General features: G+C 70.9%; 10 protein-coding genes. 6 read left to right on the forward strand and 4 right to left on the reverse strand.

What is annotated here, in order from left to right:
• Positions 1-365: 365 nt before the first annotated feature.
• Both RMO12_RS05545 and RMO12_RS05550 read right to left on the reverse strand, forming a co-directional pair.
• Positions 366-1,535 carry an efflux RND transporter periplasmic adaptor subunit gene (locus RMO12_RS05545; protein ID WP_309626878.1) on the reverse strand — a complete coding sequence of 390 codons (1,170 nt, stop codon included), beginning with the start codon at positions 1,533-1,535 and terminating at the stop codon, positions 366-368.
• A complete protein-coding gene (locus tag RMO12_RS05550; RefSeq protein WP_309638523.1) occupies positions 1,532-2,311 on the reverse strand; it encodes a TetR/AcrR family transcriptional regulator in 780 nt (259 codons plus the stop codon). Before RMO12_RS05550 ends, RMO12_RS05545 begins: the two co-directional genes overlap by 4 nt.
• A 187-nt stretch (positions 2,312-2,498) precedes the next feature.
• Here RMO12_RS05550 and RMO12_RS05555 point away from each other — a divergent pair, with 187 nt between their 5' ends.
• From RMO12_RS05555 to RMO12_RS05565, 3 genes are read left to right on the forward strand one after another with little or no spacing between them, the layout of a single operon-like run.
• Entirely contained in the window at positions 2,499-4,139 is a 1,641-nt protein-coding gene (locus RMO12_RS05555) for an HlyD family efflux transporter periplasmic adaptor subunit (protein WP_309638524.1), read from the forward strand.
• A gap of 13 nt (positions 4,140-4,152) precedes the next feature.
• Complete coding sequence (locus tag RMO12_RS05560; protein ID WP_309638525.1) at positions 4,153-4,980, forward strand: ABC transporter ATP-binding protein; 828 nt, start codon at positions 4,153-4,155, stop codon at positions 4,978-4,980.
• The gene (locus tag RMO12_RS05565; RefSeq protein ID WP_309638526.1) at positions 4,977-6,209 is read left to right on the forward strand and encodes an ABC transporter permease; all 1,233 of its coding nucleotides are present in this window, start codon (positions 4,977-4,979) and stop codon (positions 6,207-6,209) included. Before RMO12_RS05560 ends, RMO12_RS05565 begins: the two co-directional genes overlap by 4 nt.
• On the opposite strand, the gene RMO12_RS05570 is transcribed toward RMO12_RS05565, so the two are convergent.
• The gene (locus RMO12_RS05570) at positions 6,200-7,102 is read right to left on the reverse strand and encodes a serine hydrolase (RefSeq protein ID WP_309638527.1); all 903 of its coding nucleotides are present in this window, start codon (positions 7,100-7,102) and stop codon (positions 6,200-6,202) included. The two genes, RMO12_RS05565 and RMO12_RS05570, sit on opposite strands and share 10 nt — an antisense overlap.
• Before the next feature lie 254 nt (positions 7,103-7,356).
• On the opposite strand from RMO12_RS05570, the gene RMO12_RS05575 reads away from it, so the two are divergent.
• The 3 genes from RMO12_RS05575 (at position 7,357) to RMO12_RS05585 (ending at position 11,541) form a co-directional block, all read left to right on the forward strand.
• The gene (locus RMO12_RS05575; RefSeq protein ID WP_309638528.1) at positions 7,357-9,702 is read left to right on the forward strand and encodes a C1 family peptidase; all 2,346 of its coding nucleotides are present in this window, start codon (positions 7,357-7,359) and stop codon (positions 9,700-9,702) included.
• 263 nt (positions 9,703-9,965) lie between these two features.
• Positions 9,966-10,628 (forward strand): L,D-transpeptidase, encoded by a 663-nt coding sequence (locus tag RMO12_RS05580; RefSeq protein WP_309638529.1) that lies wholly within the window; start codon positions 9,966-9,968, stop codon positions 10,626-10,628.
• Positions 10,629-10,716: 88 nt separating this feature from the next.
• Entirely contained in the window at positions 10,717-11,541 is an 825-nt protein-coding gene (locus tag RMO12_RS05585) for an undecaprenyl-diphosphate phosphatase (protein WP_309638530.1), read from the forward strand.
• A gap of 34 nt (positions 11,542-11,575) precedes the next feature.
• Here the strand turns inward: RMO12_RS05585 and RMO12_RS05590 are convergent, their stop codons facing one another.
• Positions 11,576-12,721: an alpha-hydroxy acid oxidase gene (locus tag RMO12_RS05590; RefSeq protein WP_309638531.1), complete on the reverse strand. Its 1,146-nt coding sequence runs from the start codon at positions 12,719-12,721 to the stop codon at positions 11,576-11,578.
• Between the last annotated feature and the right edge of the window lie 268 nt (positions 12,722-12,989).

Consider the following 12,989-nt stretch of genomic DNA (forward strand, 5'->3'; position numbering starts at 1 on the left):
TGCGGCGCCGAGGAGCGCAGGGGCTCGGGGGGTGCCGAGCCGAAGGCGAGGTCGAGCGAAGTTGTTTGAGCACCGTTGACCGCGCAGCGGGCATAAGGGCGAGTTCTTCGCTCGCCCCCGGGCCCCGAGCCCCGCAGGGAAGTCGCAGCGAAGCGCAGACCGCCGCACTGAAGCGCAGCCGCCCACCCGCTCGCGCCTTTGCACCGCACGGCATAACGCACCGCCCGACGCACGGTGCCACGCACGAAACCAGGCATCGCATCAAGCACCGCATCAAGGACCGCGCCACGCACTGCGATCTCAACCTGCAGCAAGCAGCGCAATCGCAACGCCGGCAACACCTGGCCCATCACGCACACACCCCTTCAGCGCCGCGCCGTCGCCGCGTCGCCCAGGCGCACGACGGTGCCTTCACGCACCGTGCCGACGCTGCCGCGCAGCACGATGCTGCCGTCGGCCAGGCCTTCGGTCACTTCGACCAGCGGCTCGCGCTCGAGGCTGTCGCCCGCATCGGCACTGACCACCGCGCTGCCGCGTGTGCCGAGCGTGACGGTGCGCTGCACCACCTTGCCCTCGCTCACCGCCAGCACGTAAGGCCGAGCCTGGTCGATGCGCACGGCCGAGGCCGGCACGGTGAGGGCGGTCTTGCGGTCGAGTTCGATGCGCCCGCGCGCAAACAGCCCCTGGCGCAGGCCCGGCTGTGCCTGGACCGCCAGGTACACGAGCACGGCGCGCGTGCCGGCCTGCGTGGACGGGTTGATGCGCGCCACGCTGGCGATCACCGGCGCGTCCACGCCGTCGATCTGCAAACGCGCCTGGGCGCCGAGGCGCACGGCGCCCACGTCCTCGGGCGCCACCGCCGCTTCGATCTCGAGCCGCGAGAGGTCGACGATTTCGATCAGCCGCGCATCGACCGGCACGCGCTCGCCCGGCTGCACCAGCCGCTGCGACACGAAACCGGCGATCGGCGCGCGCAGCACGGTGTCGGCTCGAGCCTTGCGCGCCAGCCCGGCCGCGGCGCGCGCCGCCTGCAGCGAGCCGCGCGCCGCGGCGGCGTTGGACACCGAGGTGTCGAGTGCGTTCTTCGAGATGAAGCCCTGGTTGACGAGCGCGCGGTTGTTCTCCAGCGCACGCTCGGCGATGTCGAGCTGCGCCTCTGACGCGGCGGCCGTCTGCTCGGCCTGGCGCAGCCGCCATTCGTATTCGCTCGCGTCGAGCCGGCCGAGCACCTGGCCCGCGCTGACCTTGTCGCCTTCGCGCACGCTCAGTTCGCGCACCTCGGCCGCCACCTTGGCCTTGACCAGCGCCGAGTTGACCGCCTTCAGGGCGCCGGTGATGTCGAGCCAGCGCACCAGCTCGCGTGCCTGAGCGGGCGCCACGTCGGCGGTGGCCAGCTCGAGCGCCTGCACCGCGCGCGGCGCGGCAGCCTGAGCGGCCTGCTCGGCCTTGCGCGCGACCACGGCGCGGCCGATGGCGGCGCCGAGCACCAGCAGCACGGCCAGCGCGACCCACCATTTGATGGCGGAGCGCCTCATCGTCCGGGTGCCTTCGGGACTGGCTTGTCGGCGGCCTGGCGGACGGTCGCACGGGCCGGCTTGGGTGGGGTCTTGGCGGCGCGCTCGTGGGGGGGCTCATGCAGGGCATCGGGCGCGGCCGCGCGCGGCACCAGGCCGTGCAGCGCCAGGTCAAGCTGTACGGCGATCAGCCGGGCCGGGTCGAGCCGCGAGTCGGGCGGCTGGCAGCAGCCCATCGAATGCTTGTGCAGCATCATGAACAGCATGGGTGCGACCAGCGCATGCACCGTCTCGCGCACCGGCACGGCGCGGAACTCGCCGCGGTCGATGCCGCGCTGGACCACGCCGCCGATCAGGCGTTCGGCCGGCTGCACCACCTCGTCGTAATAGAACGCGGCGATGTCGGGAAAGTTGCGCACCTCGGAGACGATGAGCTTGCAGATGCCCGAGGCGCGCGTCTCGCCGATGCGGCGCCACCACTCGCTGATGATGTGCGGCAACAACTCGGTGGTCGGGCCTTCGAAGTGGCGCGCGATGGCCTCGCCCTCGGCGATTTCGTGCGAGAGGTTGGCGCGGATCACCGCCTTGAGCAGCTCTTCCTTGCTCGGGTAGTAGAGGTAGAGCGTGCCCTTGGAAACACCGGCGCGCGCCGCCACTTCCTCGGCGCGCGTGGCCGCGAAACCCTTCTCAACGAACAGGTCGAGCGCGGCGTCGAGCAGCTCTTGCGGACGCGCTTGCTTGCGGCGCTGGCGCACGACGGTGGCGGGGGACGCGGCAGGGGCGTTGGTGCGGGGCATGCGGTTACTGACTGATGAGTCAGCAATGTAAGTGTGGGGCGATGCAGGGTCAATCCAGGGGTCTATCTGTCATGCCGCCGGGCCTGTCGGCGCAAGGGGCAAGCGAGCAGGAACGCGCGGTAAAGATCGATGAAGTTGCGCCGGGCAAGCCGTGGCGCAAAGGCCGCTGCCTAGAATCGCGCCGCATATGAAGTCCAAGGCATGGTGGTTCGTCGCGGTGCTGCTGCTGGCCGCGGCGGGCGGTGCGGCGTGGTGGTGGTTGCGCGGCGATGACGGCGCGCCGAAGTACCGCACCGCGAAGATCGAACAGGGCCCGCTGCAGGCGGTGGTGTCGGCCGGCGGCACGGTGAACCCGGTGGTGCAGGTCAGCGTGGGCAGCCAGGTGTCGGGCCAGATCAAGGAACTGCTGGCGGACTTCAACACCGAGGTCAAGCAGGGCCAGTTGATCGCGCGCATCGACCCGGAAAGCATTCAGTACAAGGTGCGCCAGGCGACCGCCGACGTCGACGCCGCGCGCGCCCAGGCGCTGCAGCAGCAGGCCAGTGTGGTGGCAGCAGAGGCGCAGGTTTCGCGCGCGCGGCTCGACGCCGACAACGCCGCGCGCGACCTGGCGCGCCAGCGCGAGTTGCTCGACAAGGGCTTCATCTCGCAGGCCGCGTTCGAGGCGGCGCGCAACACGGCGGGCACCTTGGCCGAGCAGCAGAAAGTGGTGCAGGCGCAGCTCGAGGTGAGCCGCGCACAGGCCACCAGCGCGCGGGCCACGGTGGCGCAGCGCGCCGCCGCGCAGGCGCAGGCGCAGGTGGACCTTGACCGCACCGAGATCCGCTCGCCGGTGGACGGCGTGGTCATCAAGCGCAGCGTCTCGGTGGGCCAGACGGTGGCGGCGAGCCTGCAGGCACCCGAGCTCTTCATCATTGCGCGCAACCTGAGCGACATGCAGGTGGAGGTGGCGATCGACGAGGCCGACATCGGCCGCGTTCGCACCGGGCAGGCGGTGAGCTTCACGGTCGATGCCTTTGCGGGGCGCCGCTACGAGGGCAAGGTCAACACGGTGCGCAAGTCCGCACTCAACACCGCCAACGTGGTGACCTACACCGCGGTGGTCGCCTTCACCAACACCGGCGAGCAGGTGCTGCCGGGCATGACCGCCAACGTGCGCATCGTCACCGACGCACGTGCCGATGTGCGCAAGCTGCCGAACGCGGCACTGCGCGTGCGACTGACGGGCGTGGCCGAGCCGGCGGCGAGCGAGGCCAGCGCTGCGGCGCGTGCGCGTGCGGCGTCGCAGCCGGGCAGCGGCGCGGAGCGCAACGGCGGCGGTGTTGACGGTGTCGGTGGCGGTGGCGGCGGCGATCGCGCGCAGCAGGCGTTTCGCGAAGGCCTGGCCGCGCAGGTCGGGCTCACCGCGGCCCAGCTGGAAAAGGTCGACACCCTCAGCGCGGCGCTGCGCCCCCGCTTCGCCGCGCTGCGCGAGCTGCCCGAGGACGAGCGCGCCAAGGACGCCGAGCGGGTGCGCGGCGAGCTGCGCCTGCAGGTGGCCGCGCTGCTCACGCCCGAGCAGAAACCGAAGTACGAGCAGTGGGTCGCCGAGACCGCCGGCCGCGGCGCGAGCACGCGCGCTCGCGTCTACGTGCTCGACGACGACGGCAAGCCGCGCGCGGTGGCGGTGCGCGTGGGCATCAGCGACGGCAGCATGAGCGAGCTGCTCGGCGGCGAACTGCAGCTGGGGCAGGAGGTGGTGACCGGCACGCTCGGCGCCGCGAACACCGGCCCTGGCGGTGGTGGCCCCGGCGGTCGTCAGGGCGGCGGGCCGCGCGGCCTGTTCTGATGGGGCGGCGCGCATGGCGCTGATCGAAGCCCGCGAGCTGGTCAAGACCTACCGCATGGGCAGCGGCGAGGGCGACGCGGCCAACGAGGTGCATGCGCTCTGCGGCGTGTCGCTCAGCATCGAGGCGGGCGAGTTCGTCGCCATCATGGGCGCGTCGGGTTCGGGCAAGAGCAGCCTGATGAACATCCTCGGCTGCCTCGACCAGCCCACCAGCGGCAGCTACCGTCTGGCCGACGAGCGGGTCGACCAGCTCTCCGGCGATGCGCTGGCGGCCATCCGCAACCGCCGCATCGGCTTCGTGTTTCAGCAGTTCAACCTGCTGGCGCGCACCTCGGCGCGCGAGAACGTGGAGCTGCCGCTGGTCTATGCCGGCGTGGCGCCGAAGGACCGGCATGCGCGCGCGCTGGCCTGCCTCGAGCAGGTGGGCCTGGCCGAGCGCGCCGCGCACACGCCGGCCGAGCTGTCGGGCGGCCAGCAGCAGCGCGTGGCGATCGCGCGCGCGCTCGTGAACCGGCCGCAGCTGATCCTGGCCGACGAGCCGACCGGCGCGCTTGACAGCGCCACCTCGGAAGAGGTGATGCGGCTGCTCGCCGAGCTGAATGCGGGTGGCATCACGGTGATTTTGGTGACGCACGAAACCGACATCGCGGCCTGGGCGCGGCGGCGCATCGTGTTTCGGGATGGGCAGGTGGTGGAGGACGCGAGGCAGGCGGGTCGCGTAGCTCACCCTCACCCCGGCCCTCTCCCCCAAGCGGGAGAGCGAGCAGAGCACGTCGGCGACCCGCCAATGCTCGGGATGAGGACGGCTCCTCCCTCAGCGGGGGAGGGAGGCAAGCCATGAACGCGCTCGCCGCCCTGCGCTCGGCCTGGCGCGCCCTGGCCACCAACCTCATGCGCAGCATGCTCACCATGCTGGGCATCATCATCGGCGTGGCGGCGGTCATCACCACCATCGCCATCGGCAGCGGCGCGCAGCAGCGCGTGGCCGAGCAGATCAAGGGACTGGGCTCCAACGTGATGTTGGTGCTGCCGGGCGCGCAGACTGCCGGCGGCGTGCGCCTGGGGGCGCAAACCGGCCAGGCGCTCACCGAGGAAGACGCCTACGCCATCGCACGCGAGGTGCCCGAGGTGCAGGTGGCCGCGCCCACCTCGCGCACCGGCACGCAGATCGTCGCCGGCAACGCCAACTGGGCGACCTCGGCCTTCGGCATGACGCCCGATTACCTGGAAGCGCGCGACTGGCCGCTGGCCAGCGGGCGCACCTTCGAGCCCGGCGAAGTGAGCGGCTCGGGCAAGGTCGCGCTCATCGGCCAGACGGTGGCCGCGCAGTTGTTTGGTGATGCCGACCCGATCGACCAGGTGATCCGCGTCAACAAGGTGCTGCTCACGGTGGTGGGCGTGCTCGGGCGCAAGGGCCAGAACTCGTTCGGCCAGGACCAGGACGACGTGGTGATGGTGCCGATCTCGACCTTTCGCAACCGCATCCAGGGCCAGGCCGTCGGCAAGTTAAAGCGCGTGGGCTCGATCAGCGTGAAGGTGCGCGAGGGCGTTTCGATGAAGCTCGCCGAAGACAACATCCGCGAGCTGCTGCGCCAGCGCCACCGCCTGCAGCCGGGCACCGACGACGACTTCAGCGTGCGCAACCTGACCGAGCTGCTGCAGGCGCAGGAGGCGTCGAGCCGCGTGCTCGCGCTGCTGCTTGCCGCGGTGGCCGGCGTGAGCCTGGTGGTGGGCGGCATCGGCATCATGAACATCATGCTGGTGAGCGTGACCGAGCGCACCCGCGAGATCGGCCTGCGCCGCGCGGTCGGCGCGCGCAGCCGCGACATCCTGGCGCAGTTCCTGATCGAGGCGGTGACCTTGAGCCTGGTGGGCGGTGCGATCGGCATCGTGCTCGGCGCGGCGGCCACCTGGGCGGTGGCCTACTTTGCCGGCTGGCAGGTGGCGATGAGTGCCGGCGCCATCGCGCTGGCGGTGTGCTTTTCGGCCGGCGTGGGAGTGTTCTTCGGCTTCTACCCGGCGCGCCGCGCCGCGGCGCTGCTGCCGATCCAGGCGCTGCGCTACGAGTGAGCGGAAGCGAGGGCGTGCCGCGCGGTCGCGCGACGCAGCCGTTTGGCGCTCCGGGTGCCGGCGCGCGGTTGCGCCTGCGCCAGCAGCGGTTCGCCCGCCAGCCAGCGCAGCACATTGGTCGCGTCGGTGAAGCGCTGCGCGGAGCGCGCAGCGCCCATCAACACCACCAGCAAGGTGCGACCGGCCGACTGCACGCGCATCACCAGGCAGCGCCCGGCTTCCTGCGTGTAGCCGGTCTTGGAGGTGAGGATCACCCAGCCCGGCTTGCCGACCAGGCCGTTGGTGTTGCGCACCTCCCAGGGCCGGCCGTTGACGAGCGTCGAGTGCGTCGGGCTGCTGGTGATGGCCGCGATGCGCTCGTAGCCCGAGGCGGCGCGCAGTACCACCGCCAGGTCGGTGGCGCTGGCGCGGTTGCGCGGCGACAGGCCGGTCGGCTCCTCGATCAAGGCCTGCGTGAGCCCCAGCGCCGCGAGCTTGGTTTGCACCGCGACCCGAAAGCCGGCCAGGCCGCCCGGGAAGGTGCGCGCCAGTGCGGCGGCGGCGTGGTTGTCGGAGGCAATGAGCGCCAGCTCGAGCAGGGCGCCGCGCTCCAGCACCGCACCGACCGGCAGGCCGGCGCGCGTGTGCTTGAAGGTGTCCATGTCGGCCACGTCGATCTCGATCGGCGCCTGCAAGTCGAGCCCGGCATCGATCACCACCATGGCCGTGACCAGCTTGGTGATGGAGGCGATGGGCGCTTGCGTGTCGGCGTCCTTGGCCATCAGCACCTCGCCGGTGGCCTCGTCCATCACCAGCGCGTGCGCCGAGCCGAACGGCAACGATGTCGCGAGCGCGAGCGACGGTGCCGCGGCCAACAGGGCCGTCAGGGCGAGCGAGGCAAGGGCGCGGTGCATGGAGTGTCGAAGGCGGAGGTGGTGCGACAGAGCATGCGCTGATCGCAGCATTTGTGTTGCGTCGCGCCCCCCGGACAGGCGGGTCGACGTGCAAGAAGCACGCGAATGGGGGGCGGGTGGACCACTGCGGTGTCGCCTCGGACTTTGGCGCGTGCCCTGCAAAGACTGACAGCTTGCCGCCCCTGCGCGGTGTTCCTAAACTTTCTTTCAGCCTCGGCGCCAATGGCGTGCCGGTGGCGCAGCGAAGGAGTGTCATGGCAACCGCGACGAAACGACCCCGCAGCAGCGCGCCACGCGCGCGCAAGCCGCTCGCCGGCAAGGCCCCGGCCGACACGGCGCCCGCGCCGCGATCACGCTCACGCACCGACCGTGCGCCGAGCCCGGCCGACGCCACCACCGCAGGCCCGCGCACCTTCGACGCCCGCCCCGACCGGCTCGACTTCCGCGACCTGCCCTACCGCCCGCCGCTCGCGTCGCTGCCGCCGGTCTATCCGCTCGAGCCCGACGTGCGCCGCTTCATGGCGGGCTATGTGGCCCAAGGGCTGGTGCTCGACCAGGGGCGCGCGGGCGCCTGCACCGGCTTCGGCCTGGCCTCGGTCGCCAACTACCTGCTGTGGACGCGCCACATCGAGAACAAGGTGCGCATTCCCTTCCTGCCGGTGAGCCCGCGCATGCTCTATGAGCTGGCCAAGCGCTACGACGAGTGGCCCGGCGTCGACTACGACGGCTCCAGTTGCCGCGGCGCCTTGAAGGGCTGGCACAAGCATGGCGTGTGTACCTCCGAGGCCTGGCCCTACCGGCTCGCGAACACCGGCGCGGCCGTGTTCGTGCGCCCGCGCAGCGGCTGGGAGATCGACGCGGCGCGCCGGCCGCTGGGCGTTTACTACCGCATCGACCGCGGCTCGGTGGTCGACCTGCAGGCGGCCATCGTCAACATCGGCGCGGTGTTCGTGTCGGCCGATGCACACGACGGCTGGGACCGTCTGGCGCGGCGCGGCGCAAACCCGGCGCGAGGGCCCACCAAGCCGCCGACGCGCCATCCCGACCTGCCGACCATTGCGCCGATCACCTTGCGCAAGAGCCTGGGCGGCCATGCCTTCGCGCTGGTCGGCTTCAACGAGCGCGGCTTCATCGTGCAGAACTCCTGGGGCATGCGCTGGGGCGCGAGCGGTTTTGCGGTGCTGCCCTACGAGGACTGGGTGGTCAACGGCACCGACGCCTGGGCCTGCGCGCTCGGCGTTCCGGTGTCGATGACGGACGCGCATGGTGGCGAACGCGCGCTCGTCTCCACGCGCTGGCGTGTGGCGCGGGGCGAATCGCTCACCGCGCTGGAGCGCAAGACGCGCGAGCCACAGAACCCGGCCGACGACCCGTGGCCGCTCGACCATCCCTTCGACCACGCGGCCTACCAGCCGTGGCCGACCGACGCCGCCTACGCGCACACCTTGGTGAGCGGCAACGACGGCGAGCTCGTCGCCACCGACTTCACCCGCGCCGCCGAAGACCGCGACGGCCTGGCCGAAGAGATCGTGCGCACGCTCCCGGCGCGCTGGGCGCTGGCGCAGCCCGGTCCGACCGTCAAGCTCGTGCTCTATGCGCACGGCGGCCTCAACGACGAAGACGCGTCGATCAAGCGCATCCGCGTGCTCGGGCCGTGCTGGCAGGCCAACGGCATCTACCCGCTCTTTCTCACCTGGAAGACCGGTGCCGGCGAGACGCTCGCGAACATGGCCCAGGACTGGGCGAAGAAGCTCGTCGGCGACGAGGCCGCGCGCTCCGGCGGCCTGCTCCAGATGCTGGGCGACGCCAAGGACCGCGCGGTCGAGGCGCTGGCACGCGTGCTGGGCAAGGGCCTGTGGAGCGAGATGCGCGAAAACGCCGAACGCGGCACGCGAGCAGGCCACGGACTGGACTTGCTGGCCCGGCATCTGCTGGCGCTGCAAGGCGAGCTGCGCGCGGCGGGCAAGCGGCTCGAGCTGCACGTCGCGGGCCACTCGGCGGGCTCGATCCTGCTCGGCCACTTCATGCGCCTGCTCGAGGCGAACGGAGCGAGCGCCGCCAGCTGCGCGGCGGCACCCTTGCGCATCGAAACCGCCACCTTGTTCGCCGCGGCCTGCTCGACGCGTTTTGCCGTCGACCATTACCTGCGTGCGGCCGAGGCCGGCGTGCTCGACCTGTCCAGGCTCTGGCTCTACGTGCTGTCGGACGCGAACGAAAAAGCCGACGGCCTGCCCAGCCCGCAGCTACCGGCCTACGGCAAATCGCTGCTCTACCTCGTCTCGCGCGCACTCGACGACGCACGCAAGCAGCCGCTGCTGGGCATGGCACGCGCGCTCGACCCGGCGTACGCGAGCGACGCCGATCAATGGCAGCGCGACGAGTTGCCCACGCTGGCGCGCTGGCAGGCGCATTGGCCGCCGACGAGCGGACTCGACCTGCTGCGCACGGTGACGACACCGAAGGTCCGCACCACCCGTGCCGATGACCAGTCACCCGCGACGCACGGCTCCTTTGACAACAACATCGAGGCGATCACCCAGACGATCGAACGCATTCGCCAGGCCCCGCTGGTGGCGCCGCTGGAGTGGCTGGATTACTGAGGAAGGAGCGGGCGACCCTCCCGTCCCGACCCTGCGCGGGCAGGGGCCGAGAGCTTCGCGAGTCGGGCCGGGGGAGGGCGGACCGAGGCAAGGCGCTTGCGTGCATTTGTCCCGAACTCGGCCGACTCGTTGCGAGCTTGGCTCGCTAGCATCGAAACCCATGAAGGCCCGGCCGGTGAGCCGGGCCTTTGCATGTTGTACGAAGCCGGGGCGCGATCATGCGGGGTGGGGGCAAAGGCCTGCGGGCCAGGGTGGCGGGGTGCGTGTGCCTGTGCCTGCTGGCGGGCGCGGCGCGCGGTGTCGAAGCCGCCAGCCCGAACGGCACCGCGAGCGCCATCGTCGATGTCAATGCCAACGCCACGGACGAGCCTTTGTCGGCCGATGCGCGCTACGCGGCGCAGTGGATCGTCGACGCCGACGACCACCGCGGCCTGCCCTTTGCCATCGTCGACAAGAAAGCCGCGCGCCTGTTCGTGTTCGGCCCGCGCGGACGCCTCGTTGGCGCGGCACCCGCGCTGGTGGGCTCGGCCAGCGGCGACCATGCAACGCCCGGCACCGGCCAACTCGAGCCCGCACGAATTCCGCTGGCCGAGCGCACCACGCCGGCCGGTCGCTTTGCGTCCGAGCCCGGCCGCAATCTCGGCGGCGAAGCGGTGGTGTGGGTCGACTACGACGCCGGCCTGGCCATCCACCGTGTGCGCCCGGACGCCGCACAGGCGCAGCGCGAGCAGCGCCTGGCCTCGGCCACGCCCGACGACAACCGCGCGTCGCTCGGCTGCATCGTGGTGATGCCGGCCTTCTACGACGGCGTGGTCACCCCGTGGCTGGGCGCGGGCCGTGGCGTGGTCTATGTGCTGCCCGAGTCGCGGCCGGTGGCCGAGATGTTCGGCGCCGTAGCGCCGCGCGTGAGCATGTTGTTGCCCTGAACGCTCCGGCGGCGGCCGCCCCGCGCAGTGCCCGTCGTCATACAGCGCCGCTAACATCGCCGCCTTAGGTAAGTAAGGCGAACCTCGTTTGGACATCCTTCTGCTCGTCAAGTCCGCCCTCATGGGCATCGTCGAGGGCGTGACGGAGTTCCTGCCGATCTCGAGCACCGGGCATCTCATCCTGGCCGGATCGCTGCTCGGCTTTCATGACGACAAGAGCAAGGTGTTCGACATCGCCATCCAGACCGGCGCCATCTTCGCGGTGATGCTCGTCTATGCGCACAAGCTGCGCGAGACGGTGCTCGGGCTGGGCTCGAGCCCCAAGGCGCGGCGCTTCGCGCTCAACGTGGCGATCGCCTTCGTGCCGGCGGTGGTGCTGGGCCTGGCTTTCGGCAAGGCGATCCAGGCGCACCTGTTCACGCCGGTGGTGGTGGCCAGCACCTTCATCCTCGGTGGCCTGGTCATCCTGTGGGCCGAGCGCCGGCAGAGCGTGGCGGTGCGGGTCGAGTCGGTCGACGACATGACACCGCTGGACGCGCTCAAGGTCGGCCTGGTGCAGTGCCTGGCGCTCGTGCCGGGCACCAGCCGCTCGGGTGCGACCATCATCGGCGGCATGCTGCTGGGCCTGTCCCGGCGCGCCGCGACGGACTTCAGCTTCTTCCTGGCGATGCCCACGCTGATCGGCGCGGGCGTCTACAGCCTCGTCAAGGAACGAACGCTGCTGTCAGTGGCCGACCTGCCGATGTTCGGCGTGGGGCTCTTGTTTTCTTTTCTGTCGGCGTGGCTGTGCGTGCGCTGGCTGCTGCGCTACATCGCCAGCAATGACTTCGTGCCGTTTGCCTGGTACCGCATCGTGTTCGGGCTGGTGGTGCTCGCCACCGCGTGGAGCGGCGTGGTGCAGTGGCAAGGCTGACGCCCGCCCTTGCCTGAACCGGGCGCGGCCCCGGTCAGTACGTCCCCGGCAGCAGCACCCCGCGATCGACCGTGCGGATATCGGTGTGCCCCGTGAACGCCATCGTGATGTCCAGCTCGTTGGCGATGAGTTCCAGCGCCTTGGTCACGCCGGCTTCGCCCATCGCGCCCAGGCCATAGAGGAAGGCGCGGCCGATCATCGTGCCCCTGGCACCGAGGGCCACGGCCTTGAGCACGTCTTGCCCGCTGCGGATGCCACCGTCCATCCACACCTCGATGTCCTGGCCCACCGCGTCGGCAATGGCCGGCAGCGCGGCGATGGAGGAGGGCGCGCCGTCGAGCTGCCTGCCGCCATGGTTGCTGACCACCAGCGCATCGGCGCCGCTGTCGGCGGCCAGGCGCGCATCTTCGGCGTCCATGATGCCCTTGAGGATGAGCTTGCCGCCCCATTGCTGCTTGATCCAGGCCACGTCGGACCAGTCGAGCTTGGGGTCGAACTGCTCCTTGGTCCAGGCACCGAGCGACGTCATGTCGCTCACGCCCTTGGCATGGCCGATGAGGTTGCCAAAACCGTGGCGCCGGGTGCGCAGCATGCCCAGGCACCAGCGCGGCTTGGTGGCCAGGTTGACGAGGTTGGCCAAGGTCGGCCGGGGCGGCGCGGTGAGGCCGTTCTTCAGGTCTTTATGGCGTTGCCCGAGCACCTGCAAATCGAGCGTGAGCACCAGCGCGGAGCAGCGCGCCGCGCGGGCGCGCTCGATCAGCGCCTGCATGAACTCGCGGTCGCGCATCCAGTAGAGCTGAAACCAGAATGGCGCCTGGGTGTAAGCCGCGATGTCCTCGATCGAGCAGATGCTCATGGTCGAGAGCGTGAACGGAATGCCGAATTTTTCAGCCGCGAGCGCGCCGAGGATTTCGCCGTCGGCGTGCTGCATGCCGGTCAGGCCCGTCGGCGCAATCGCCACCGGCATGGCCACCGGCTGGCCGATCATGGTGGTGGCCAGGCTGCGGCCTTCCAGGTTGACGGCCACTCGCTGACGCAGCTTGATGCGCTCGAAATCGCCCTGGTTGGCGCGGTAGGTGGCCTCGGTCCAGGAGCCTGAATCGGCATAGTCGTAGAACATGCGCGGCACGCGCCTTTGCGCCAGCAAGCGCAGGTCTTCAATGCAGGTGATGACGGGCATGGAGCGGTTGTGATGGCGGCCAGCGCGCATTGTCACTTCGTCAAGCCCACCGACCCGCGCCCGTTGGTCGAGCTGATCGAGCGCTGGTCGCCTGCGGCCAAGGCCGGCCAGCCGGCTCAGTCTGCCCGATCGGCGCGCGTGGCGCCGTTCAGCCGAGCAGACTGATTGCGCCCTGGTAGATGCCCACGAGCAGGGCGCAGCAACCGAGGTTGAGCGCCATGTGGCGCGCGCCCTGGTCGACGCGGATGCCCAGGCGCACGCACACGCA

Origin of the sequence: Methylibium sp. (assembly GCF_031393925.1) — a bacterium.
In the GTDB taxonomy this organism is placed as follows: domain Bacteria; phylum Pseudomonadota; class Gammaproteobacteria; order Burkholderiales; family Burkholderiaceae_C; genus Methylibium.